Origin of the sequence: Rhizobium sp. CFBP 13644, from assembly GCF_014842165.1 — a bacterium.
Lineage (GTDB): Bacteria > Pseudomonadota > Alphaproteobacteria > Rhizobiales > Rhizobiaceae > Agrobacterium > Agrobacterium tumefaciens_C.
Genome location: NZ_JACYVF010000008.1, coordinates 135,051 through 160,362 on the forward strand (window position 1 = coordinate 135,051; position 25,312 = coordinate 160,362).

Below are 25,312 nucleotides of genomic sequence, written 5' to 3' on the forward strand. Positions count from 1 at the left end.
CCTCCCAGGCTTATCAAGCAGCCTTTTCGATGCGCGTCAGGCCGCCCATGTAAGGCAGCAGCACGTCCGGAATTGTGACCGAACCATCTTCATTCAGATAGTTTTCCAGAACGGCGATAAGGCAGCGACCGACTGCCGTGCCGGAACCGTTGAGCGTGTGGACGAACTTCGTCGCCTTCTCGCCCTTGCCCCGGTAACGCGCATCCATGCGACGGCCCTGAAAATCGCCGCAGACGGAGCAGGAAGAGATTTCACGGTACGTATCCTGACCCGGCAGCCACACTTCCAGATCGTAGGTCTTGCGCGCACCAAAGCCCATATCGCCGGTGCACAGCGTCATCGTGCGGAAATGCAGGCCGAGGCGCTTCAGCACTTCTTCAGCACAGGCCGTCATCCGCTCATGCTCTTCTACCGCGCTTTCCGCATCGGTGATGGACACGAGTTCGCACTTCCAGAACTGATGCTGGCGCAGCATCCCGCGTGTGTCACGACCAGCCGAACCGGCTTCCGAGCGGAAGGAAGGTGTCAGCGCCGTGAAGCGCAACGGCAGCTTCTCAGCGTCGAGAATTTCACCGGCAACGAGGTTCGTCAGCGTCACCTCGGCAGTCGGGATCAGCCAGCGGCCATCGGTCGTACGGAACAGATCTTCGGCAAATTTCGGCAATTGGCCCGTGCCGTACATTGCCTCATCGCGCACCATCAGTGGCGAGGACACTTCCGTATAGCCATGCTCCGACGTGTGCAGGTCAATCATGAATTGCCCAAGCGCGCGCTCCAGTCGAGCGATCTGGCTTGTCAGCACCGTGAAGCGCGAACCGGAAAGCTTGGCGGCGCGGTCGAAATCCATGTAGCCGAGCGCTTCACCGATTTCGTAATGTTCCTTGGCAGGATGGTTCCAGCCGGGCTTTTCGCCAACCACACGGGCAACGATGTTGTCGTGCTCGTCCTTGCCCATGGGAACATCATCAAATGGAATGTTGGGAATGCGCGACAGGGCGTCATTGAGTTCTGCCGAAACCTGACGGTCCTCTTCTTCCAGCCGTGGCATGCTATCCTTGATGTCAGCCACTTCGGCCTTCAGCTTATCTGCAAGCTCGGTATTCTTCTGCGCCATCGCAGCACCGATTTCCTTGGAGGCAAGGTTGCGGCGGGACTGCATGTCTTGCAGGGTCTGGATCACGGAGCGGCGCTTTTCATCCAGCGCAATCAGCATGGCGGACTGCGGCTCTGCATTGCGGCGAGCAAGCCCGGCATCGAAAGCTTCAGGGTTTTCGCGTATCCATTTAATGTCGTGCATCGTGGTTCCAGACCGTAATTTACATCATGTTTTGAAAAACAAAACGCCGGGACACATGGCCCGGCGTCTGAAGAAGATACTGACGAATACCGTCAGTCGTCACTGGAATTTTCAAGCTCACGGCCTGCATTTTCCTCAGCGCGCTTCTTCTCCACGAGTCGTGCCAAATGTATGGAAATCTCGTAGAGAATGATTGCGGGCAACGCAAGACCGATCTGGGACATCGGGTCCGGCGGCGTCAGCACCGCCGCCACCACGAAGGCGGCAACAATGGCGAACTTGCGCTTTTCGCGCAGCCACTGGCTCGTCAGCAGCCCTACACGGGCCAGAAGTGTGGTCACCACAGGCAGCTGGAACACCAGACCAAAGGACAGCACCAGCGTCATGATGAGGCTGAGATATTCCGACACCTTCGGCATCAGCGAAATCGCGACTTCACCATCTTCCGGCAGTTGCTGCATGGCAAGGAAGAACCACATGACCATGGGCGTGAAGAAGAAATAGACCAGCGCACCGCCCAGAAGAAACAGAAGCGGTGAAGCAATGAGGAACGGCAGGAAAGCCGCACGCTCATTCTTGTAAAGGCCCGGTGCCACGAACTTGTAAAGCTGCGACGCGATGACCGGAAAGGAAATCACCAGCGCGCCAAACATGGCGACCTTGATCTGTGTGAAGAAGAATTCCTGCGGCGCAGTGTAGATCAGCGACGACTTGGCAACGTCGAGCCCGGCCCAGATCACCGCCCATTTATAGGGAATGACCAGCAGGTTGAAGAGGTGCTTGGCAACGGCGAAACAGCCAATGAAGGCGACGAAGAATGCGCCGAGCGACCAGATCAGCCGCGTGCGCAGCTCCATGAGATGTTCGATAAGCGGCTGCGGCTTATCATCGGTATCGGCAGTCATGCTTCACCCTTTTTGGCCTTGGCCTTCTTCACTGGTTTCGCAGCGGATGCCCCGGCACCTGATGGTTCGACCATCGATTTTGCCAGCTCGACCATGGGCGCTGCAGCTTCCACTGCCGCTTTCGCAGCTTTTGCCGTGCTGGGCTTGGGCGCATCCTTGCTCAAGGCGACACTACCCGGCTCGGCGGCACTTGCACGCTTGCGGGCAGGCTTTGCCGCCTCGTCTTTTGTAGAAACGATCTTCGCTGCGCGCTTGGGCTTTGCTGCGACCTTTTCGGCCTCGATTTCCTGCACGGATTTCTCGGCACGCTTGCGAGGGGCTTTGGGCTTTTCGCCTGGCTCGACTGCTGGCGTGGTCACAACAGGTGTTGCATTCATTGCCGTGACAGGTGACGCAGCGACGGTTGCTGGCGTTGCCGCTGCAGCAGCCACAGCTGTCGGCGTTGTCATCGGCGGTGGCCCGTCAGGCAGCTTCATTTCAGGAGCAGCAAGATCGACAGCCGGTGCACCCTCAGGCGCACTCGTCGCTGTGGACGATGTCGTCACTCCATTCAGGTCGTTGCGAAGATCGTTGCTCAGTTGGCGAAGCGGATTCATCGCATCGCGAATGGAATTTGTCGGGTTGAGATTGCGCACGTCCGAAATCGTCTGGCGCACGTCGTCCATATCGGCCTCTTTCAAGGCCTCATCGAACTGAGAGCGAAAGTCGCCCGCCATTTTGCGCAAACCAGCCATGGTCTTGCCAAAGGCGCGGATCATGGGCGGCAAGTCCTTGGGACCGACGACGACGATCAAGACGACCGCAATCACCAGCAGCTCGCTCCAGCCGATATCCAACATCATAAAGCTCCTGACATGCGCAGTGTCACGGCGCAGCGTTCAACGCCGCGCCGTAAAATCATTTACTTGAGCTCGTCAGCCTTATGGTCGACAGTCTTGGCGTGAACGGTCGTCTGCTCTGGCGCGGTATCGCGGTCAGCAGGGCGCGGCGTGCCGTCTTCGTCGGCCATGCCCTTCTTGAAGCTCTTGATGCCTTTTGCGACATCGCCCATCAATTCGGGAATCTTGCCACGGCCAAACAGGACAAGCACGATCACCAGAACGATCAGCCAGTGCCACACACTAAAAGAACCCATAACGCAAACTCCCTGAATTTTGCTTTGCACCGATGTAAGACGTTTGCGGAGGTTTTTCAAACACCAAAATGGCGATTCAACAAACGATAAGACACTATAAATCCAGCAATTGCCAAATGCTGGCAACTCTTTGTGATGTAGCCGGCAACGAAACTTCGATCATCTCTCCGGCTCGTCGCCACTGGGCGAGAGCAGACCGAGCTCTTCAAGGTCCAGCTGCGTGATGGGATCTTCATCCTCGGTCAGTTCATCGCTCATGGATGGCAACGGAATACCGAAGTTGGACGGAATGCGGCCAGAAAGCAGCCCTGCCCCCTTCAGCTCGTCCAGCCCCGGCAAATCGCGCAATTCTTCCAGCCCGAAATGGTCGAGAAACTCAATGGTCGTACCCATCGTAACGGGTCTTCCCGGCGTCCTTCTGCGTCCGCGAAAGCGCACCCACCCGGCTTCCATCAACACATCGAGTGTTCCCCGTGAGGTCTGAACGCCCCGGATTTCCTCGATTTCCGCCCGCGTCACCGGCTGGTGATAGGCGATGATGGCCAGCACTTCCAGTGCAGCGCGCGAGAGCTTTTTCGGCTCTTTCTCATCGGTTCGTATCACGAATGATAGATCGCCAGCCGTTCGGAACGCCCAGTTTCCACCAACCTGAATGAGATTGACGCCGCGCTCGCCATAATGACCCTTCAGCTTTGCCATCAGCATGGCGACATCGATTCCCTTGGACACACGCTCGGCAATGAAGGCTTCGGAGACCGGTTGCGCTGAGGCGAAGACGAGAGCTTCGGCAATGCGCTCGGCCTCTTTCATCTGCCGCTCGGTCACGCTCGCGCCGCTCGCCTGCTCTTGGCTCGATGGGGCCTCGTCATCGAGGTCCAGTTCATTTGACATCATCTGTCCTTTCCCGGCCAGACCCCTTGCGCATGAAGATAGGCTGGAAGGCTCCGTCCTGCCGGATTTCCAGTGAACCTTCACGCACCAGCTCCAGCGATGCGGCAAAGGCGCTCGCCATCGCCGTTGCCCGCATTGCGGGGTCGGCAACATATTGCAGCAAATAGCCATCCAGCTCCGTCCACTCGGCAATATCGCCCAGCATGGAGGTCAGCAACTCCCGCGCATCCACCAGCGACCAGACCTGCCGCTTTTCGATGGTGACCTGCGTAATCGCCTGACGCTGTCGCAGGTTTGCATAGGCGCTCAGAAGGTCATACAGGCTTGCCTCAAAGGATGAGCGACTCTTGTGGGGAATATGCTCAGGCGCACCGCGCGCAAACACGTCACGGCCCAGATGGTGGCGGTTGACCAGCCGCTCCGCCGCATCCCGCATGGCTTCCAGCCGCTTCAACCGGAAGGCAAGCGTTGCCGCCATCTCCTCGCCGCTCGGGCCTTCATCCTTGCTCTGCTGGGGAATGAGCAGCTTGGATTTGAGAAATGCAAGCCAGGCCGCCATCACAAGATAGTCGGCTGCAAGCTCGATACGCACCCGGCGTGCTTGCTCCACAAAGACGAGATATTGCTCAGCCAGTGCCAGCACCGAAATGCGCGACAGATCGACTTTCTGTGTGCGGGCGAGGTGCAGCAAAAGATCGAGCGGGCCTTCAAAGCCCGCTACATCGATCATCAAAGCGGATTCACCGGTGGCGCGCTCGGGCTTGATATCCTCCCAGAGCTTTTCCATCGGCACACCGCCGCGAGATTTATCTGCCGCCATTCATTCGTCCACCGGGCCTGATCTTTAAAGCCGCCCGGCCGCGCTGCCTCTCAGGCAACCGCCAGCATGGCGTTGAATTCGTCTCGTAGCGCCGCCTCTTCCGCACCATCAGCAACCGGAAAACCGGCTTCGACAGCGCGCGCGCGCTCCAGAGCTTTGCCGGAAAGAATAGGAACTTCCCTCACGACCTGAAGCATTTCATCCATCACGCCATTGCAATGCAAGACTATATCGCAGCCACCCGCAACAATATTCGCCGCCCGCTCTCCCAACGTGCCTTTCAGCGCATTCATCGAGCTGTCGTCGGAGATCAGAAGCCCATCGAAGCCGATCCGTTTGCGGATAATCTCTTCGATAACGACTGGAGATGTCGTGGCCGGGCGCTCTGAATCAATGGCGGTAAACACCAGATGTGCGCTCATCGCCATCAGCTCTTTGTTCAGGGCGCGGAAGGGTACGAAATCATGCGCGTCCAGCTCGGCCAGCGGCACATCAACCACCGGCAGCTCATGGTGGGAATCGACCATGCCTCGCCCATGGCCGGGCATATGCTTCATGACAGGCAGCATGCCGCCCGCCTTCAGGCCATCCGCCGCCGACTGCCCCATGGCCGATACCAGCGCCGGATCGAACCCATAGGCACGGTTGCCGATAACATTGCTCGCACCTTCAACCGGAACGTCCAGCACAGGCAGGCAATCCACGTTGATGCCAAGCTTCATCAGGTCAAAGGCATGCAGACGCGACATCAGCCATGCAGCTCGCAGGCCCTGGCTGCGGTCTCGTAGATAGATCTCTCCCAGCGACTGTGCATTGGGATAGGATTGCAGGATGGGTGGGCGAATGCGCTGAACGCGCCCGCCTTCCTGATCGATCAACACAGGCGCATTTGGACGCCCGACCGTATCGCGCATGGAGGCAACGAGATCGGCAACCTGCTTGGCGTCGCCAATGTTGCGCCCGAACAGAATAAAGCCCCAGGGACGCTCGGCTTTGTAAAGCGCAATCTCGTCATCCGTCAGTGTCAGGCCGCTACAGCCAAGGATCATAGCTTTTGTGTCGGTCATGGATGTGTCCTGCTTGGAAATCGGTAGGCATGAAAAAGCCGGGAGCGATAACGTCCCGGCTTCAATGTTTGTCACCCCAAATCAGCGTGCGATGAGGCAACTGCCACCGGCAGAGCGGAAGCGTTCGCAAAGTGCTGCGGCTTCATTCTTGTCACCGGCTGGAATGCGGACGCGGTAGAAGGTGCCCTTGCCTGCAATTTCAGCAGCCTTGATATCAACACCACGACCACCAATGACCGAGCCGAACTTGGCCGACAGGCTCTGGTAGGACTTCTGTGCTTCAGCTTGGCTTGGAAGCGAGGCAACCTGCACATAGTAACCACCCGTCGAGGACGTGTTGGTGGCAGGCGTTGGCGCAGCAGCGGTTTCCTGCGCAGGCTGCGAAGCCGGTGCCGGGCGGACATTGCCCTGGCTGGTAACCGTCGCCGTTACATTGGCAGGCTGGGCCGACGGACGCGATGCTGGAAGCGGTGCCGCAGTCTGGGCAGGCTTCGGTGCTGCTGCAACTGTTGTAGCAGCAGGCGTCTGTGGCTGAGCGGGCTGTTCTGGTGAGACAGGAACACGCGATGCTGCAATCACGGTTGGGGCAGCTTCTGCGGCAGCCGTGGCCTTCGGTGCGGCAAGCTCGTCGATCTTGTCAGCTTGCGGTGCTGCCTGTGCAGCGGGAGCTGGTACATCCTGCGCAACAAGCGTGCCGTCAGGCTTGACGATCATCGTGCGAACCTTGCGCGGCGATACGTTGACAGGCGAGCCACCCTGATTTTCTTCAGACCGTGCCTTTTCTTCCGGAGACAGCAAGCGCGGATCTTCCGTCTCACCCACCGGTGTCGAGGCCAGTGCCTCCATGTCTTCGTTTTCGCCCTCAAGCGGCAACTGCTCGGGGATCAGCGTGCGCTGCACGACATCCACGGGCTGCTCGTTGCTGGAAATCAGCGAAGGCTGCTTGGGGTCAGCAGGCGCGGCTCCGGCAACGCGGTCATAAACCGCCTTATCCTGGTTTGGAACAACGCGACCACCCGGATTATCGGGCACGACCTTTGTCGGTTCGCTATCGGCGGAGATGATGACAGGTGCGCCATTCGAGCCTTCGCTCGATGAGCCACCGAACATCAGCGCATAGGTACCACCGCCAACAAGCAACACGCCGATGGCAGCGGCCATTGGCACGAACCAGCGACGGCCAGCGCCGCGCTCTTCATCCTCGTAGCGCACGTTCTGCGCCAGATCTGTCGGCGTCACGCGGTCTGTGTAGGAGCCGGATTTCGCGGCTTCTTCCATGCTGCGGCGGAAATCCTGTTCCAGCGCACGTTCAAACTCATCTACCTCATCCTGCGTTGGCTGAGGCTGACGTGTGGCAGCGGCATTCTTGTGGCGATCAAGCCCGCCAGACATGGCCGGTGCAAAGAGCGCGGCCAGTTCGGTGTCAAGATCAAGATCTTCCTCCTGGCGACGTGGCGCAGGCTTTGGCTCGAAAACGCCAACGGGCAGCTCAGGAACTTCCATCTCGGCGATGGTTTCCGTCTGGTCTTCCGTTTCGCCAATCTGCGATGGGTCGAATGGCAGGCTGTCCAGTGTGGCTGGCGGTGCGGTTACGACAGGCGCAACTGGACGCGGCGGCTCCACGCGTGCAACTGGCGCGGCAGCGACTGGTGCAGCGGCAACAGGCTTTGGCTGAACGGGTGCTGGCGCGGGAGGCGCAGGGCGGGCTGCAACAACCGGCTCTGCAGGTGGAGCTACGGCCACATCGATGTTTGCAATCTCGGAAAGGTCGATATCAAAATCGAAATCATCGAGCGCCAGTTCGAAGTCATCGTCCTTGAACTCTTCGAATGCGGGTTCGGACTTCGCTGTCGCCGCCGGTGCTGCCACAGGCTGAACAGGTGCCGTCACGAAGGCAGGCTCTTCCCGTCTGGCAACAGGTGCTGGCTGCGGCGCTACGGGCTGCGCTGCGACAGGTGCAGCGACGATTGGCGGCGCGACAGAAACCACAGGCTCAATGCGCGCTGCAGGCTCTGCAACGCGGGCGTCCCTCGTACCGATTTCGTATTTTGCAACGTCGAAGATCAGCTCATCCATTGCGGACAGCTTCTGTCCGGCAGGCAATACAGGCTCAACCTGGCTGACCGGCGCTACAACCGGCTGCACGAATTGCGCCGCTACAGCTGCTGGCTCTTCAGCCTTAGGCGCAACGGGTGCTGCGCGTGGCGCACCGAAATTGGCCAACGGCAGACGAAGGCTGGAATAATCCAGCGAAGAACGACGGGCGATGGATGGGGATGCCTGAACGGGTGCTGCGACGGATGAGTCTTCAGCAACGGAAAGCTCCAGCTCGCTGGCCAGATCAATGGACGTCTCGCCAGAAGTTTCAGCCATCAGCTGCCAGTTCGGCTGGTTCGCAACCGATGCGTCAAGCTGCGACTGCGCTGGAAGGTCATAGGCCGGTTCTGCGTAAACAGGCTCAGCGACTGGCGCAGCATAATAGGCTTGCTCGACCTGCGGCGCTGGCGCGACATAGGCGGCTGGCTCAACATGCTGAGGTGCCTGCTCGATGACGTCCTGATAAACCGGCTGCGGCGCTGGCGTCTGGCGGTGCGCAACATCAAACAGTGCTGCTACCTGCTCAGGGTCATCGCTGAACTCATCACGCAGGTCGGAAGCGGCAGTTGGCTGAGCTCCATGCTCGGCAACCAGAAACTCTTCCGTTTCGGCTGGTGCATAGTGCTCCACAGCTGCAGGCGCTGGCGGGGCCATTTCTGGCTCCTTGCGGGCAAACACGGATTCGACGCGCTGCAGGAATTCGTTGGCAGGAACCGACGCACGGGTGTCGTTTGCCGCATCCAGCGCTACGGGCTCGTAGCGTGGCGAATCATATATCGCGAATTCGCGAAGCAGTTCGTCTTCGAGATTGAATTCAGGCTCCCTGCGTTGCGCCGGATGCTGCGCAGCCGGGGAAGCAACATGGGATGGGCGATCCTCTTGACCAACCAAACGGGCCAATTGCGCCAAGGGATCGTTGTCAGCGAACTCGTCTGCCCGGTTATCCCGGTTATACGCGACATTTTTTTCGACCATTACGTGTTCCACCATCTACGCATCACAGCACTTGCCAGCGTATTGTGAGCAAATAATGGTGAGATGTTATCGCATTTCGTCAGGTGCGTCCGCTCCTAAAAGCGTCAGTCCCGACCGCAGTACGTTTGCGACAGCATTCACCAGCCCTAATCTGGCAACGCTCAATTCTCGGTTTTTATCGTTAACAAAACGTAATTCTGGCTGATCTTTACCTTTATTCCAGTGTCCATGGAAGGAACTGGCCAGATCATACAGGTAAAAAGCCAGGCGGTGCGGCTCGTGATTAAGCGCCGCAGATTCGATCAGACGAGGGTATTCTGCCAGTTTAGCAATGAGCTGCAACTCATTGATATCACTAATCAAAGACGCACCATCAACCAACGTTGCCGTAGCAACATCTAGGTTCGGAAACGCCTCTTTTGCCTGCCTGAAAACAGACATGCAGCGGGCATGCGCATACTGCACATAAAATACCGGATTATCTTTGGATTGCTCCGTTACCTTGGCAAAATCGAAGTCCAGAGGCTCGGAATTCTTCCGATAGAGCATCATGAATCGCACAGGGTCGCGTCCAACCTCGTCCACGACATCGCGCAATGTCACGAAATCGCCGGAGCGTTTCGACATCTTGACCGGCTCGCCATCACGGAAAAGTTTGACCATCTGGCACAGAAGAACCGTCAGCTTGGACTTGCCTTCGGAGACAGCCCGCGCAACCGCTTCCAGACGCTTGACGTAGCCGCCATGGTCGGCACCCAGAACATAGATCATCTCGCCAAAGCCGCGATCATACTTGTCCTTGAAATAGGCAACGTCAGCGGCAAAATAGGTGTAGGAACCGTCGGACTTGATCAGCGCGCGGTCCATGTCATCGCCCACTTCGGTGGAGCGGAACAGGGTCTGTTCGCGGTCTTCCCAATCGTCCGGCAACTCACCCTTCGGTGGCGGCAGGGTTCCCTTGTAAACATGGCCCTTGAAGGTCAGATCGTTGATGGCAGACTGGATTGGTCCGCCATTAGCCGCATGCAGCGTGCGCTCCGAATAGAACAGGTCATGCTTCACGTTCAGCGCAGCCAGATCCTCGCGAATCATCACCATCATCGCGTCGATGGCACGGTCCTTGATAACAGGCAGCCACTGGTCTTCCGGCATGGCGCGAAGCTTGGGGCCAAACTCCTGCGCAAGCGATTCACCAAGCGGCACAAGGTAATCACCGGGATAGAGGCCCGGCGGGATAGCACCCACATCTTCGCCCAGCGCTTCGCGGTAACGCAGGAAAACGGAGCGGCCCAGCACATCGATCTGCGAACCGGCATCGTTGATGTAATATTCCTTGGTCACGCCATATCCGGCAAACGCCAGAATATTGGCCAGCGTATCACCCACCACAGCGCCACGGCAGTGGCCCACATGCATGGGCCCGGTCGGGTTGGCAGAAACATATTCAACGTTGATGCTCTTGCCTGCACCAACAGTCGAGCGGCCATAATTGTCGCCCTGCCCGATCATGCCCGCCAGCAGACGCTGCCAGTAGGCCACGGAAACACGGATATTGATGAAGCCGGGACCGGCAACATTGACGCTATCAATGTCCTCATCCTGCTCAAGTGCCGGAACGATCAGCTCTGCCAGCGCGCGGGGATTGGTGCCCAGCGGCTTTGCCAGCACCATGGCGGCGTTGGTCGCGACATCACCATGGCTTGGATCGCGCGGCGATTCCACGGTGATTCGGCCGAAATCGACAGCATCGCGGTTGGCTTTGACGAGGTCGATCGTCTCAAGCGCGTTTTTGATTCTGGTATCGAAATCGGCGAAAAGGTTCATGATAATATACCTGCGCGAAGGCTGTCTCTTGAGGTCCCGGCATTGAAAAACCGGTTCTGCGGTGCCGCTGCCTATCGTAAATCGGGTGTGTGGTCAAACAGGCGCTGGTGGGCTTTCAGTGCATAACTGTCGGTCATACCGGCCAGATAATCCCCCACATGCCGGGCTTTTGCCCCCACGCTCATGCCGGAGATGACATCCACCCAATGGTGGCTCTGCATTTCTGCGGGCACTTCCATGTAGCGGTGAAACAGGTCTGTCACAATTTGTGTGGCACCTGCCCGGATGCGCATGATGTCGGCATGGCGATATATATGCTTAAACAGCAGCTTCTTGATCAGCCTGTCGGTTTCGGCCATCTCAGGCGAAAACGCAGCCACCGTGAAACTGGCACCCCTGATATCGGCGGCGGAAGTTGGCTTCAGCTTCAATAGGTTTTGCTGCGCAACGCCGATCACGTCCTCCACCATGCGGGTAATCTGGCGGCGCATGATTTCATGGGCGAAGCGGTCATCTTCGAGATTCGGATATTTGCCGCGAACTTCCGCCATGAGCGACGCCAGAAAAGGCACCTCCTCCAGCATGTCGAAGGTCAGATAACCTGCCCGCAAGCCGTCATCGATGTCGTGGGTGTTGTAAGCGATATCATCAGCAATGGCCGCGACCTGCGCTTCAAGGCTGGCGAATGTGCCGATTTCCAGATCCTGCAGTTCACAATATTCCAGAATGGGCAAGGCGACCGGGCCGTGGCTGCCATTGGCGTTTTCACCCGCCAGCGGGCCGTTGTGCTTTACCAGCCCTTCCAGCGTTTCCCATGTCAGGTTGATGCCGTCATATTCGGCGTAGCGACGCTCAAGCTTGGTGACGATGCGCAGCGACTGGGCATTGTGGTCAAAGCCGCCATAGGGCTTCAGCATCTCGTCCAGCGCGTCCTCGCCGGTGTGGCCAAAGGGTGTGTGGCCAAAATCGTGAACCAGCGCCACGCCTTCCGCCAGGTCCTCATCCAGCTTCAGGGCGCGAGCCAGCGCGCGGGCAATCTGCGCCACTTCCACCGTGTGCGTCAGTCGCGTGCGGTAATGGTCGCCATCGGGGCTGATAAACACCTGTGTCTTGTGCTTGAGGCGTCTGAAGGCGGTTGTGTGAACGATGCGGTCGCGGTCACGCTGAAACTCGGAGCGCGTCAGGCTGGATGTCTCGGGAAACAGACGTCCACGCGTCGTCCATGGGTCGGTGGCATAAACCGCCCGCTCTCCGCTTCCGAAACCCAGTGCACGCTGATCGATTATCATTCGCTCTCCTGCTGAACGTTATCAGGCGGTCTTGCCATTGACCTTTGCCTTTACCCTTCATACCTATCTCGAAGGTTGCCGCAAAGCGTCATCGCCGCGCAACACGGCTATAGACCGTTAATTTGACTGGTTTATAATCGCTCTACAGAAAAACACCGCTCTCCGGTTCTTGACCCCGGTTGGAGAAACCACATGACAACACAGATTACACTCTCAGAATCCGCTGCAAAGCGAATCGCCCAGATCGTCTCTTCCGAAGAGGGCAAGCAATCCCTGCGCGTCTCCGTCGAAGGCGGCGGCTGCTCGGGCTTCTCCTACAAGTTCGACCTTGATGGCGCGCCGACCGACGACGACCTCGTGATTTCCCGAGACAATGCCAAAGTGCTGATCGACAGCATGTCGGTCGTTTACATGGAAGGCTCGGAGATCGATTTTGTCGATAACCTCCTCGGCCAGTCCTTCCAGATCAAGAACCCCAACGCAGTGGCCAGCTGCGGCTGCGGCACCAGCTTTTCGGTCTGATCGGCTCCGCTTATACCCTGTTGAAACTGTGAAAACGGGTGGCATTCGCGTGGCTATGGTTTAAATACAAACCGTAGCGAAAATGGAATGTCCGATGAAGATTGCCACCTGGAACATCAACGGCGTCAAGGCGCGCATCGAAAACCTTTGCCAATGGCTGAAGGATTCGAGCCCTGACATTGCCTGCCTTCAGGAAATCAAATCCGTCGATGAGAACTTTCCCCGCCTCGAAATAGAGGCGCTTGGCTACCATGTGGAAACACACGGCCAGAAGGGCTTCAACGGCGTTGCCCTGCTTTCCAAGATGATGCCGGATGAAATCCATCGCGGCTTGCCCGGCGATGATGCGGATGAACAGGCGCGTTTCATCGAAGGCGTCTTTTCCGTGAAGGGAGGCGTTATCCGCGTTTGCTCGCTGTATCTGCCAAACGGCAACCCGCCCGATGATCCGGTAAAATACCCTTACAAGCTGGCATGGATGGAGCGCCTGCGCCTTCACGCCAAGGACCGTCTTCTTCTCGAAGAACCGCTCATTCTGGCGGGTGATTACAACGTCATCCCGGAACCGTTCGATTGCTATGATCCACGCGCCTGGGAAGGCGATGCGCTGTTCCTGCCAAAGACCCGGGCCGCATTCCGGCAGTTGGAAAATCTCGGCCTTGTCGATGCCACCCGCACTACCACCGATGAGGCGGGCCTTTATACGTTCTGGGATTATCAGGCTGGCGCATGGCCCAAGAACAACGGCATCCGCATCGATCACCTCATGCTGTCATCGCAGGCAGCCGATAGACTTCAGTCCGTCTCTATTGAAAAGCACGTCCGCGCCTGGGAAAAGCCCTCTGACCACGTGCCGGTCTGCGGCTATTTTGATTTCGCAGCACCCTGATCGCGTTGTTACGCGATATAAGCTCTGCCATCACAACAAATATGACGCGCAAACAATTTGACCGCCCGAAGGCGGCCAAATGTTGAATGTTATCCGGCTTCGTTCACACGAAGCAGCGCGGTGCGCAGGCTTGCCACCTGCATATCAAGCTCGGCCTTTCGCTCGCGGTCCGCAGCAACGACTTCCGGGTCGGCATTTGCCACGAACTTCTCGTTCGACAGCTTCTTGTCGATCCGCTCCAGCTCAGCTTCCGCCTTGCCGATAGCCTTGTCGAGACGCGCCTTTTCAGCCGCGACATCGATGAGATTGCCGAGCGGAATGCACACGGTCGCCTCACCCAGCACCAACTGAGCAGAACCCTTCGGAGCCACATCTGCGGCCCGAATCTCGTCTGCACGTGCCAGTCTGCGGATCGCCGCCGAATGGCGGTCGAGGCGTGCTTCCGTTGTCGGGTTTGCGGCAACGATCACCAGCGGTGCTGTGGCACCCGGTGGCACGTTCATCTCAGCGCGGGTCGAGCGAATGCCGGAAACCAGATCGACCAGCCAGTTGATTTCAGCCGCCGCCGCATCATCGCGGAACTGTGGTGCGGGCCAATCCGTGTGGCACAAAAGGTCCGCACGGCTTTCGCCCTCACCTGCCGAATGCGCCCAAAGCTCTTCCGTCATGAACGGCATGAACGGGTGCAGCAGCTTGTAGATTTCTTCCAGCACATAGGCCACGCAAGCCTGCGCTTCTCTCTTGGCGTCTTCGTCGTCGCCACTGAACACAGGCTTCAGCAGTTCCAGATACCAATCGCAGACCTGATTCCACACGAAGCGATAGAGCGAGCTTGCCGCATCGTTGAAGCGGTAGTTCTCGATAAAGCCGGTGACTTCCTTTGCCGTATTGGCAAGCTCGGTCAAAATCCAGCGGTTGATCGTCTGCGTCGTCGCTTCAGGAATGAAATGCGGGTCGCGCTTCACGCCATTCATTTCGGCAAAGCGTGTCGCATTCCACAGCTTGGTACCGAAGTTGCGGTAACCGGCGATACGTGCCGGGTCCAGCTTCACGTCGCGGCCCTGCGCTGCCATCACGGCTAGCGTAAAGCGCAGCGCATCCGCGCCGTACTCGTCGATCAGGTCCAGCGGGTCGATGACGTTGCCCTTGGACTTCGACATCTTCTGGCCGTTCTTGTCACGAACCAGCGCGTGGACATAGACCGTGTTGAACGGCTCAACGGCGTTCCCCGCATCGTCCTTCATGAAGTGCAGGCCCATCATCATCATCCGGGCAACCCAGAAGAAGATGATGTCGAAGCCCGTGACGAGCACGTTGGTCGGGTAATAGCGCGCAACTTCCGGCGTCTTTTCCGGCCAGCCCAGCGTGGAGAATGGCCACAGCGCAGAGGAGAACCATGTATCGAGAACGTCTTCGTCGCGGGTCAGAATCTCACCCGGCTTGAAGTTTTCAAGCTTTTCCTCAACCCATGCCTTCCACGGTCCCTCATGGGACAGATAGTGCTGGATTGCCGCCTGCAGCGCGTCTTCTTCGGTCTTTTCAACAAAGACCTGACCATCCGGGCCGTACCATGCGGGAATCTGGTGTCCCCACCAGAGCTGGCGGGAAACGCACCACGGCTGGATGTTTTCCATCCATTCGTAATAGGTCTTGTCCCAGTTTTTCGGCACGAAATTGGTGCGGCCTTCGCGCACGCTCTCAATCGCGGGCTTTGCCAGCGTCTTGGCGTCCACATACCACTGTTCCGTCAGGCGCGGCTCGATAGGCACGCCGCCACGGTCGCCATGCGGTACCATGTGCTTGTGCGGCTCAATCTTGTCGAGAAGACCGGCTTCTTCAAAGATTTCCACGATGATCTTGCGCGCGGCAAAACGGTCCTGCCCTTCCAGACGGTCCCATGCGCCATGCAGCGCGGCGGGATGATCCAGCCCTTCGAGGAAGTCCTCGTTTTCCTTGATGCAAATCGTGCCATCGATATTCATGATGTTAATGGCGCGAAGACCCGTGCGCTTGCCGACCTCAAAGTCGTTGAAGTCATGCGCAGGCGTAATCTTCACCGCACCGGTTCCAGCGGTCGGATCGGCATAATCATCCGCAACAATCGGGATCTTGCGCCCGACGATCGGCAGAATGACATGCTTGCCAACGATACCCTTGTACCGCTCGTCTTCCGGGTTCACGGCAATGCCGGTATCACCCAGCATCGTCTCAGGCCGGGTGGTCGCAACGACGATATAATCGCGGGTCTCGAATTCGGTCGGCTTGCCCTCTTCATCGAAAGCAACCGGGAATTCGTAGGTCACGCCCTTTTCAAGCGGATAGCGGAAGTGCCAGAGATTGCCCTTGATCTCCTGCGGCTCGACTTCCAGATCGGAAATCGCCGTCAACAGCTTGGGGTCCCAGTTCACAAGGCGCTTGTCCTTGTAGATCAGGCCCTGCTTGTAGAGCGTAACGAAGACTTCCAGAACAGCCTCAGAAAGCCCCTCGTCCATGGTGAACCGCTCACGCGACCAGTCGCAGGATGCGCCCAGACGCTTCAGCTGGTTGAAGATCAACCCGCCCGATTCTTCCTTCCACTCCCAGATCTTTTCGACGAAAGCCTCACGGCCCATCTCGCGACGGCCAGGAAGCTTGTTTTCCATCAGCTTGCGCTCGACAACCATCTGCGTGGCAATGCCGGCATGGTCCATGCCCGGCTGCCACAGCACGTCCTTGCCGCGCATGCGCTCGAAGCGGACCATGATGTCCTGAAGCGTGTTGTTCAGCGCATGCCCCATGTGGAGCGAGCCGGTCACATTCGGTGGCGGGATGACAATCGTGAACGACTGCGCGCCGGGCTTTGCATTAGCACCAGCGCGAAAAGCGTTTGCATCATCCCAAGCCTTGGCGATCTTGGGTTCTACGGATGCGGAATCGTAGGTCTTCTCGAGCATTTACGGACCTGAATTTTAGAGTTCCAGAGCATGTTGCGCAAAACAATGGAGCAGTTTTGCGGTCATCACACGCGACACTTCAAACAAACTACAGCACTTCACGAATCTGACAAAACGTAACGCACCATAGGGATGAATTTTTAAATAAGGATGGGGGGTCGAGAGTCAACAGCATCTGCACATTTCAACGGCAAAGCGCTGCAAACAAAAAAGCCGCCCCATGGTGATGGAGCGGCCTGATCAGGTCTCAAATATCGCTTAACGACGCGGGCCGCGGGCCACGCGCTCGATCTCTTCGCGCACCAACCGCTCCACCAGCGTGGGAAGGTTGTCTTCGAGCCATTCCTGCAACATAGGGCGCAACATGTCCTGCGCCATCTCTTCGATGGTTGGGCGCTCCACGCCGTCGAAAAGCTCGGCAAGCTCACCGAAGGACTGCGCGATCTGCGCACCAGCGGCTTCCGAAATCAGCTTCAGCGACAGGCGATCTTCGCTCTGAGGCTTTTCTGGCGCAATGCTGACAGGCGGCTGGGCAACGATCTGCGGCATGGGTGCAGAAGGCTGTTCCGGCTCCACGGCGCCGCGAAGCTCCATGGTTTCCCACACGGGCAAAGGCATCTGCGGTGCCGGGGCTGGCGCTTCCGCTACGGGCGGCGTGTAGGCTGGCACCGCCTGTGGCTGCGGGCGTGCCTGTGCGGCATTCAGCAAGGGGCGCATGTCCGTCGGGCGCGGGGCTGGTGCAGGACGCTCCTGCTGGAAATAGGATTGGGCAACGGGCGCTGGCTGGGAGGCCGCAGCGGCTTCAGCCGCGCGCTGCTGGGCGGCAACGCCCTGCGGGCCGAGCGCCGCATTGCGGTCTGCCGCTGCACGCACGCGGGCGGCAACATCAGCCAGAGACATGGTCTTTTCACCGGAATCAGCCATGGCCATATCGACCCGCTCGATCATGCTCGGCTCATGCTGCTGGCGCGCGCCATAGCCCTGATTGGCCGCAGGCGGCACATGGGCAGGCGGGCTGGCAGGTTCTGCAGCATAGGCCGAATCCGCGTCTTCATATTCGTCATAGGCAGGAGCCAGAGGCGCAGATAGAGCATCAGCCGAGGCGGGCTCGTTGCTTTCGATTATCCGGCGAATGGATGCCAGAATTTCTTCCATCGATGGTTCGCGCGCGACGCTGGACTGAGCCATTGTTCATCCTCGATTGTCATATTCACACCGGAAGATGGTCAGCTTCCGAATCACCCACACTGTATGACACCGTGAAGAAGAAATGAATCCATCAGGCCCTCTCAAGCTGCTCACTGCACAGCTTTATTTCGATGGAATGGGCAATCAAACAAAAATGCCGGACCCTGCGGCCCGGCATTTCATGACGTTTGATGTAGCGTGACTGATCAGAAAACGAATTCGCGTGCCTTTGCAAAGCCCGGAACCGGCTTCACCGAGGCATTGAAGAATGCGGTGGACGATGTGCCCTTGCCGTCACGACGATAAACCATTGCCTTGGCCGAATTGCCGTAACCAACCACGGCAACCAGACGTCCGCCATCACCCAGCTGCTCGAGAAGTGCTGCAGGCACCTCTTCCACAGAACCGCTGATGAAGATGACATCGTAAGGCGCATCCGCTGCATGGCCGCGCGCAAGCTCGCCCTTCACCGTCGAAACATTGTCATAACCCAGTGCAGAAAGCGTCGCGGTCGCGCTGGCGCTCAACTCTTCATCCTGCTCCAGCGAGATGACGGAGCCTGCCAGCTGCGACAGAATAGCTGCCACATAGCCACGGCCACCGCCAATTTCCAGCACCAAATCATCCTTGGTGATGGCTGCCAGTTGCAGCATCTTGGCCAGAGGCGATGCCTTCATGATATAACGAGCCGCCTGCCCGTCCTTTGCTGGACAGATCTGGAGATCTTCGTCTGCATAGGCGATCTTCTTCACGTCGGCAGGAACGAACTCTTCCCGCGGCACGGCCAGAAATGCCTTCAGTACAGAATGCGAGGTCACGTCTGTCGTGCGCAACTGGCTGTCGACCATTTTGCCGCGTGCGTTTTCGAAGTCCATCATGTCGTTTCGCCTCAATACAAGCTCGAGAGCAGCCTTAAATTCTGACTGCGGTTGCCTACCGTCTTAATTGCCCGCGCGAATGCTTTCAAGCGCCAGCATACACCCGAACCGTTAAAAACACGGCTTGCCGCCCGGCCTTGCAATTTTGCACCCCTTCCCAGCTGACCTTCCCGTGCGAACTGCCCATTCAGGAACTTTTTACCTGCCTAACCATTCTTGCAGTGAGAGACGACACAAAACATTGGAGGCCACCATGCTCGGCACAATTCTCGTTATCCTGCTTATCCTCTTCCTCATCGGCGCCCTTCCAAACTGGGGCTTCCACAATTACGGATACGGTTTGTCAGGCGGCTTGGGCCTCGTCCTGGTGATTGTGCTGATCCTCGTCCTCCTCGGCCGGATCTGACACAGACAAGAAAGCCGCGTCTCCCAAATGGTGGCGACGCGGTTTTCCACAAAACTCCTGCCTTTTTTCAATCCTACCCTATTGCGCGGAAAATGGATTCGTTCTAAATCCCCGCCATGCTTGAGCAATCAGGCGCGTGAGGCCTCGTGGCGGAGTGGTGACGCAGAGGACTGCAAATCCTCGTACCCCGGTTCAATTCCGGGCGAGGCCTCCAAAATATCATCCCAATCTTCAAGACAATTTGTCCACAAGCCCTTTTGCAGTCAGGGTTTGTCTGTCACAAATCTCTTGAATCCAGCCTCGCGCAATCCTGGGTTACGCTTCCGCGCCTAAGTTGCATTTTTGCCATGGCGCTTTTTTGGCGTTGGGTTATTGAATCCCCATTGAAACGGGGGAATCGATTCATGAAAAAGACATTTACAGCCATTCTTTTTACCCTTGCTGCCTCAACAGCAATTGCTGCCGACTCCGCAACCGAAATGCCGGGCGCGGCTAAGGTTAAAGATGCAGCGGCTTTTTCGTGGACTGGCTTCACCGTTGGCGTTCAGGGCGGCTATAGCCGGAACAGCCAGGACAGTACCATTGGTGGGCTTGCGGGCCTTGCGACTGACTTTAACGGCCCGGTCGGCGGCGCATTTGCGGGTTTCAACTATCAGTTCGACAATAATCTGGTGCTCGGCATCGAGGCAGACCTAGAGAAGAACCGGAGCGACAAGACATCGTATCTTCTTCTGGCAGCCACCAATATCAACTATGGCCTGGATTGGCAGGGCTCCGTGCGCGGCCGCATCGGTTACGCGGCAGACCGGGCGTTGTTTTACGGCACGGCTGGCTGGGCGGTCGGAAGCGCCTATGCGTCGGTCGCCGGCGGGGAAGAAGAACAAGAGAACTTTACTGGCTACACCTTTGGGGCTGGTCTCGATTACGCATTTACGGACCGGGTCTTTGGCCATTTTGAATACCGCTACACCGACTTCGGTAACAACTCTTTCGTTTTCCCCGCCCTTGGCGGTGCCAAACTGGACGCTGAAATAGACCAGCAGGCCTTGCGCATCGGCCTCGGCATCAAGTTCTAGAATATTCCGCGTTCAAGGCTTTCGCCATGCAGGCTGAGCGCGATACTGGCTGGAATCACAAAGTTCCCACGCAGCGGAACATCGGCAATGCCAGCCAGTTTACTCGCCATTGGCAATTGCGTATTCAAGCGTATGCCAGTGTTATCGGGAGAAACCCATGAAACTATCCGCTGTTACTCTATGCGCAGGCCTGGCATTCGGTCTTGCCGGGTGCACGACACCCATTACGTCCTACAGCGTCGACCCAATTCCCGGCAGCATTACCTATAAGGGTCAGCCACGCTCCAAACTGACGAAGTCGCCCATCGGCAGCACATTCACTCACAACTTTCGCCGCTTCGATGACCGAGTGATTGAAACCTACCAGATCCAGCCAGACCGCTCGCTGAAGATCATCGATCGACGTATCATTCGCGACTGGTCGTTCTTTGGTCGTGACGACTAGGCGCGATTGCCCATTGATGTGGGCGGCATAAGCTTCTAAACGCTGTTTCCAACCGTGAAATCACAGGAAACATCATGCAGACGCCTTGGAAAAAGCCGGTTCTCGTCGCGTTGGAAGAACCCGGCGTTTACGTCAGTATCGAGTCCACCCAAGCCGCCTCATGGGCGCTGATCGAAGACTGGCCAGCTGAAGATGGCGAGATGCTGGATCGTGCGCTTCTGGTGTTCGCGGCTGTTGATGCTGGGAAGAAAAAGCCTGAGGATGCCCGTGAGGCCTTCGTGAAGGCGGCGATCGAGGCCGGGCTTGACGTAAAGTCATAATGACGCAGTGGGATTTTCCCGCTTAAGGTCACAGCCTTTCCTAGATAAGATGTGACCAAAATCAAAAAGACCGAGGCGTCCCTTTCCATGAAGAAATTTGTTTTTATCCTTCTCGTCGCATGCCTCGTTCTCAGCATTGTCGGACACTGGGTCTTCTCGCTGGCTGTCATGTAAAATCGTGACGCGCGGCTGATGGACATAATTTCCGCATAATTCACAGCCCCGTCATGGAACTCCGTTAACGATTGCACGTTCTTGTTCCACGAACGATGGAGAGAAAGCGATGCGCGACGGTCTTAACAGTCTGCTTGAAGTTTCACTACTTGGTTTTGTCGTTATTACTTGCCTTATGATGGTTGATCCCATTCTGTAAGCGCATTTAATTCTCAAATTTAGCGACGCTACGCAGTATAGCGATAACAAAATGCGGCCTCTGGGCCGCATTTTGTTTTTGAGATTTAAGCCTTTCCATTGGGCGGCCTTTTCCACACATCTTATTCCATTCGGCTTATTGCATTCGCTGGCAGGGGCGTTAGGCTCACCTCGGTTTCAATCGCCATTCCCCCATAAAGAGCACCCTCATGTCCGCACCCTCCCCCGCTTCCAAAGTCGTATCTGCAGCCATGCTCGCCATCGGAGATGAACTCCTGTCCGGGCGCACGAAAGACAAGAATATCGGCCATCTCGCAGATGTGCTGATAATGGCGGGTATCGATCTCAAGGAAGTGCGCATTGTCGCGGATGAAGAAGCCGACATCGTCGAAGCGCTGAACGCCCTGCGTGCACGCTATAATTATGTGTTCACCTCGGGCGGTATCGGCCCAACGCATGATGATATCACCGCAGATGCGGTCTCGGTCGCTTTCGGCCTGCCATGCGAGCATGACGCCGATGCGATGCGTCTGCTGGGTGATATGTACCGCGTCAGAGAACTGGAATTTACCGATGCCCGCAAGCGCATGGCGCGCATGCCGCGTGGCGCGAAACACATTGCCAATCCGGTTTCCACAGCGCCCGGCTTCATTGTGGAGAATGTCTATGTCATGGCGGGCGTGCCGCATATTTTCCAGGCCATGCTGGATAACGTTCTCCCAACATTGAGCACGGGAGCGAAAATCCTCTCGAATGCTGTCCATTCTCCGTTTGCGGAAGGCGATATTGGAACACCCCTTTCCGGCATCCAGAAGGCGCATCCGGAAACGAGCATTGGCTCCTATCCGAAATATGATGGCCAGCGGTTCTCTACCGAAATCGTCGTGCGCGCGCGAGATGCAGCGGCACTCGACGCTGCCGTTCAGGACGTGACCGCGATGATCGAAGAGATCGCCCGCGAAAAGGCCGCAAAGTCGGCGTAAAACACTCAGTAACGCATGAATTTGATCGCGATCAAGGCCATCAAGCCGATCTGACTGGATGATGAGGCCTGACACAACCTTTGTGCTGGCACTGGGATAATCCCGCTTATCACGATGAGGAGACAGGTCATGGGTTATAAGACGATACTGGCAGTCATGGACACTGCAGAAAATGCGCATGGGCTGGGGGACTTCGTAGCGACGCTCGCCCAGACTTATGCGTCCCACGTCATCGGTCTTCATATGGAAACTGCCGAGACGGCTCCTCTGGTAGCACCCATGGAGTTCCCCGATCCGGTGACCATTCAGGCCATGCAGGAAGTCGCTCATCAGGAAACCACTGAGGTCGAAGCAATCTTCAAGGCGAAGATGGCGGCGGAACAGATATCCAGCGAATGGCGCACCGGCATGTCATCGGTCGGATACGGGTCCAGTGCCGCAATCCAAAGCGCGCGCTGCGCCGATCTTGTGATCGCCCGGCAGTCCACGGAGTCCTCGATCTCCGACAGCCGCTTGGATCTCGATAATTTTCTTTACGAGACTGGTCGCCCCATTCTGCTCGTGCCGCATGTTCTGCGCTCGCCCAAATCTGTCCGGCGGGTGATGATTGCATGGAATGGCTCCCGCGAGGCCACCCGCGCCACATTCGATGCGATGCCTTTCCTGCTTGCCGCTGAAAGTGTCGAGATATTCTCCGTCGGCGCCGAAGACAGTGACACGCAGTCAGCCGAACTGGCCGGTTCCGAGATCGCCGCAACGCTTGCTCGCCATGGCATCAATGTCGTGATCACATCAGAGCAAACCGCCCACGGGCTTTCACCAGAGAAAGCCATCGAGCAACGCCTGTCAAATAACAGCATCGACCTGCTGGTCATGGGTGCCTATGGTCACTCGCGCTGGTGGGAAATGCTGTTTGGCGGCGTCACCCGCTCCCTGCTCGGCAAGATGACTGCGTTGACCTTGATGTCGCGCTAGTTAGCAGTCGAAGCAAATTGGACAACGAAAAAGGGGCGGTCAATGACCGCCCCTTTTTGCATTCCGTATGATGTCAGCTGATCAATGCAGGATCTGGCTCAGGAACAAACGTGTGCGCTCGTGCTGCGGGTTGTCGAAGAATTCGGCAGGCGAGTTCTGTTCGACAATCTGGCCCTGATCCATGAAGATCACACGGTTGGCGACCTGACGCGCAAAGCCCATTTCGTGGGTCACGCAGATCATGGTCATGCCATCTTCGGCGAGACCAACCATCGTATCCAGAACTTCTTTCACCATTTCAGGGTCGAGAGCAGACGTCGGCTCATCGAACAGCATGATCTTAGGCTTCATGCAGAGCGAGCGGGCAATGGCCACACGCTGCTGCTGACCACCGGAAAGCTGACCGGGATATTTGTGGGCCTGCTCAGGAATCTTGACGCGCTTCAGGTAGTGCATCGCAATTTCTTCGGCTTCCTTCTTGGGTGTCTTGCGAACCCAGATTGGAGCCAGCGTGCAGTTTTCCAAGATTGTCAGATGCGGGAAGAGGTTGAAGTGCTGGAACACCATGCCAACTTCGCGGCGCACTTCATCGATCTTTTTCAGATCGTTGGTCAGTTCGATGCCATCAACCTGGATGGTTCCCGACTGGTGCTCTTCCAACCGGTTGATGCAGCGGATCATCGTGGATTTGCCAGATCCGGACGGACCGGCAACAACGATGCGCTCGCCCTTCATGACCTTGAGGTTGACGTCACGCAGAACGTGAAAATCGCCATACCACTTGTTCATGCCGGTGATTTCAATCGCGACATCAGTCGATGAAACGGCGAGTTTTTGTGCTTGGGCTTCTGCCATGATTTTTCCCCTTATTTCTTATGCCCGGTGTCGAGGTGCCGTTCCATGAACAGCGAGTAGCGCGACATGCCGAAGCAGAATATCCAGAATATGAACCCGGCGAAGATGTAACCGGTCACAGGTGTTACGGGTGTCGCCCAGTTCGCATCCGACTGGTTGAGATTGACGATACCCAGAAGGTCGAACATGCCAATGATCGACACAAGAGAGGTATCCTTGAACAGGCCGATGAAGGTGTTGACGATGCCGGGAATGACGAGCTTCAACGCCTGCGGCAGAACGATCAAACGTGTCTTCTGCCAATAGTTCAGACCCAGAGAATCCGCACCTTCAGACTGTCCCTTCGGGATCGCCTGCAAGCCACCGCGAATGACTTCCGCCATATAGGCCGAGGCAAACAGCGAGACACCCACGAGCGCGCGCAGGAACTTGTCAAAGGTCCAGCCATCGGGAAGGAACAACGGCAACATGATGCTGGCGAAGAACAGCACGGTAATCAGCGGAATGCCTCTGATCACCTCGATGAAGGTCACACAGAGCGTCTTGATGACCGGCATGTTAGAGCGCCGTCCAAGAGCCAGAATGATGCCGAAAGGCAGCGAGACGGTGATGCCGAAGAAGGAAAGGATCAACGTCACCATCAACCCGCCCCACAGCTGTGTTTCCACAACCGGCAGACCGAAATAGCCACCCACCAGCAGGAAGAAGGACACGAACGGCAGGACGATGAACAGCAGAAGCGCGTTCAGCGCCTTGTGCGGTGCCTTCGGAATCAGCATCGGGATCAGCAGAACCGTGAAGCTCGCCAGAACCAGAAGCGGTCTCCAGCGCTCTTCCAATGGATAGCGCCCGAACATAAACTGCTCGAACTTGGCGTTGACGAAAGCCCAGCATGCGCCGGACTGCCCATCAGGCAAAGCGCCGCCCTGGGCAACGGTCAGGCAGGCCGTGCGGTCAGCACCTGTCCAAGTCGCGTCGATGAACAGCCAGTTCACCATCGGCGGGATGATATAGACCAGAAGCGCGATTGCCAGCACGGTCAGGATCGAGTCCTTGGGCGTGGCAAACAGCCGAGTGCGAAGCCAATGTATGGCACCAACCTGGCTGGAGGGCGCAGGCTCGGCAGCGGCCATGTTGGCACGAACGTAAGAGGTGGTTGTTGTTGTCATT

At 57.4% G+C, this 25,312-nt stretch carries 24 protein-coding genes and 1 tRNA gene; 10 read left to right on the forward strand and 15 right to left on the reverse strand.

The window, feature by feature from the left end; genetic code table 11:
• Positions 1-13: 13 nt before the first annotated feature.
• From serS to IFT53_RS18750, 10 genes are all read right to left on the reverse strand, one after another.
• Positions 14-1,297, reverse strand: a complete 1,284-nt coding sequence (serS, locus tag IFT53_RS18705) for a serine--tRNA ligase (protein ID WP_192066848.1) — start codon at positions 1,295-1,297, stop codon at positions 14-16.
• A 92-nt stretch (positions 1,298-1,389) separates the two neighbouring features.
• On the reverse strand, positions 1,390-2,202 hold the full coding sequence (gene tatC / locus IFT53_RS18710; protein WP_192066850.1) for a twin-arginine translocase subunit TatC: 813 nt from the start codon (positions 2,200-2,202) through the stop codon (positions 1,390-1,392).
• On the reverse strand, positions 2,199-3,041 hold the full coding sequence (tatB, locus tag IFT53_RS18715) for a Sec-independent protein translocase protein TatB (RefSeq protein WP_192066851.1): 843 nt from the start codon (positions 3,039-3,041) through the stop codon (positions 2,199-2,201). The genes tatC and tatB overlap by 4 nt, the downstream gene beginning before the upstream one ends.
• A 62-nt stretch (positions 3,042-3,103) precedes the next feature.
• On the reverse strand, positions 3,104-3,337 hold the full coding sequence (locus IFT53_RS18720) for a twin-arginine translocase TatA/TatE family subunit (RefSeq protein ID WP_042619352.1): 234 nt from the start codon (positions 3,335-3,337) through the stop codon (positions 3,104-3,106).
• A gap of 159 nt (positions 3,338-3,496) precedes the next feature.
• Positions 3,497-4,228: an SMC-Scp complex subunit ScpB gene (scpB, locus tag IFT53_RS18725; RefSeq protein WP_192066997.1), complete on the reverse strand. Its 732-nt coding sequence runs from the start codon at positions 4,226-4,228 to the stop codon at positions 3,497-3,499.
• Complete coding sequence (locus tag IFT53_RS18730) at positions 4,218-5,048, reverse strand: segregation and condensation protein A (protein ID WP_192066853.1); 831 nt, start codon at positions 5,046-5,048, stop codon at positions 4,218-4,220. Before IFT53_RS18730 ends, scpB begins: the two co-directional genes overlap by 11 nt.
• Positions 5,049-5,098: 50 nt before the next feature.
• Entirely contained in the window at positions 5,099-6,115 is a 1,017-nt protein-coding gene (gene nagZ / locus IFT53_RS18735; RefSeq protein ID WP_192066855.1) for a beta-N-acetylhexosaminidase, read from the reverse strand.
• Positions 6,116-6,196: 81 nt separating this feature from the next.
• On the reverse strand, positions 6,197-9,187 hold the full coding sequence (locus IFT53_RS18740) for an SPOR domain-containing protein (protein ID WP_192066856.1): 2,991 nt from the start codon (positions 9,185-9,187) through the stop codon (positions 6,197-6,199).
• A gap of 66 nt (positions 9,188-9,253) precedes the next feature.
• Positions 9,254-11,011: an arginine--tRNA ligase gene (gene argS / locus IFT53_RS18745; protein ID WP_192066858.1), complete on the reverse strand. Its 1,758-nt coding sequence runs from the start codon at positions 11,009-11,011 to the stop codon at positions 9,254-9,256.
• A gap of 71 nt (positions 11,012-11,082) precedes the next feature.
• Positions 11,083-12,300: a deoxyguanosinetriphosphate triphosphohydrolase gene (locus tag IFT53_RS18750; RefSeq protein WP_192066859.1), complete on the reverse strand. Its 1,218-nt coding sequence runs from the start codon at positions 12,298-12,300 to the stop codon at positions 11,083-11,085.
• 192 nt (positions 12,301-12,492) lie between these two features.
• Between IFT53_RS18750 and erpA the strand changes: the two genes are divergently transcribed.
• Positions 12,493-12,822 carry an iron-sulfur cluster insertion protein ErpA gene (erpA, locus tag IFT53_RS18755; RefSeq protein ID WP_042619345.1) on the forward strand — a complete coding sequence of 110 codons (330 nt, stop codon included), beginning with the start codon at positions 12,493-12,495 and terminating at the stop codon, positions 12,820-12,822.
• A 94-nt stretch (positions 12,823-12,916) separates the two neighbouring features.
• Complete coding sequence (gene xth, locus IFT53_RS18760) at positions 12,917-13,711, forward strand: exodeoxyribonuclease III (RefSeq protein ID WP_192066861.1); 795 nt, start codon at positions 12,917-12,919, stop codon at positions 13,709-13,711.
• Positions 13,712-13,800: 89 nt separating this feature from the next.
• Here xth and IFT53_RS18765 read toward each other — a convergent pair whose 3' ends face one another.
• The 3 genes from IFT53_RS18765 to IFT53_RS18775 all read right to left on the reverse strand — a co-directional run bounded on the left by IFT53_RS18765 (position 13,801) and on the right by IFT53_RS18775 (position 18,710).
• Positions 13,801-16,644: a valine--tRNA ligase gene (locus tag IFT53_RS18765; RefSeq protein ID WP_192066863.1), complete on the reverse strand. Its 2,844-nt coding sequence runs from the start codon at positions 16,642-16,644 to the stop codon at positions 13,801-13,803.
• Positions 16,645-16,902: 258 nt separating this feature from the next.
• On the reverse strand, positions 16,903-17,832 hold the full coding sequence (locus tag IFT53_RS18770) for a PopZ family protein (RefSeq protein WP_192066865.1): 930 nt from the start codon (positions 17,830-17,832) through the stop codon (positions 16,903-16,905).
• A 206-nt stretch (positions 17,833-18,038) separates the two neighbouring features.
• Positions 18,039-18,710 (reverse strand): protein-L-isoaspartate O-methyltransferase family protein, encoded by a 672-nt coding sequence (locus tag IFT53_RS18775; protein ID WP_192066867.1) that lies wholly within the window; start codon positions 18,708-18,710, stop codon positions 18,039-18,041.
• A gap of 253 nt (positions 18,711-18,963) precedes the next feature.
• On the opposite strand from IFT53_RS18775, the gene IFT53_RS18780 reads away from it, so the two are divergent.
• The 8 genes from IFT53_RS18780 (at position 18,964) to IFT53_RS18810 (ending at position 23,287) form a co-directional block, all read left to right on the forward strand.
• Complete coding sequence (locus tag IFT53_RS18780) at positions 18,964-19,116, forward strand: DUF3309 family protein (protein ID WP_065701140.1); 153 nt, start codon at positions 18,964-18,966, stop codon at positions 19,114-19,116.
• Positions 19,117-19,256: 140 nt separating this feature from the next.
• A tRNA-Cys gene (locus IFT53_RS18785) sits at positions 19,257-19,330 on the forward strand.
• Between the two features lie 190 nt (positions 19,331-19,520).
• Positions 19,521-20,192: an outer membrane protein gene (locus IFT53_RS18790; protein ID WP_192066868.1), complete on the forward strand. Its 672-nt coding sequence runs from the start codon at positions 19,521-19,523 to the stop codon at positions 20,190-20,192.
• Between the two features lie 157 nt (positions 20,193-20,349).
• Positions 20,350-20,637 carry a hypothetical protein gene (locus IFT53_RS18795; RefSeq protein WP_042619339.1) on the forward strand — a complete coding sequence of 96 codons (288 nt, stop codon included), beginning with the start codon at positions 20,350-20,352 and terminating at the stop codon, positions 20,635-20,637.
• A gap of 74 nt (positions 20,638-20,711) precedes the next feature.
• Positions 20,712-20,957: a DUF982 domain-containing protein gene (locus IFT53_RS18800; protein WP_192066870.1), complete on the forward strand. Its 246-nt coding sequence runs from the start codon at positions 20,712-20,714 to the stop codon at positions 20,955-20,957.
• A gap of 51 nt (positions 20,958-21,008) precedes the next feature.
• Positions 21,009-21,131, forward strand: a complete 123-nt coding sequence (locus tag IFT53_RS23990; protein ID WP_269082250.1) for a hypothetical protein — start codon at positions 21,009-21,011, stop codon at positions 21,129-21,131.
• Between the two features lie 407 nt (positions 21,132-21,538).
• Positions 21,539-22,312, forward strand: coding sequence for a competence/damage-inducible protein A (locus IFT53_RS18805; protein ID WP_192066872.1), 774 nt, complete (start codon positions 21,539-21,541; stop codon positions 22,310-22,312).
• A gap of 129 nt (positions 22,313-22,441) precedes the next feature.
• Positions 22,442-23,287 carry a universal stress protein gene (locus IFT53_RS18810; RefSeq protein WP_192066873.1) on the forward strand — a complete coding sequence of 282 codons (846 nt, stop codon included), beginning with the start codon at positions 22,442-22,444 and terminating at the stop codon, positions 23,285-23,287.
• 81 nt (positions 23,288-23,368) lie between these two features.
• On the opposite strand, the gene IFT53_RS18815 is transcribed toward IFT53_RS18810, so the two are convergent.
• The gene (locus IFT53_RS18815) at positions 23,369-24,142 is read right to left on the reverse strand and encodes an amino acid ABC transporter ATP-binding protein (RefSeq protein WP_192066875.1); all 774 of its coding nucleotides are present in this window, start codon (positions 24,140-24,142) and stop codon (positions 23,369-23,371) included.
• Positions 24,143-24,153: 11 nt separating this feature from the next.
• Complete coding sequence (locus IFT53_RS18820; protein ID WP_192066877.1) at positions 24,154-25,311, reverse strand: amino acid ABC transporter permease; 1,158 nt, start codon at positions 25,309-25,311, stop codon at positions 24,154-24,156.
• Position 25,312: the final 1 nt, after the last annotated feature.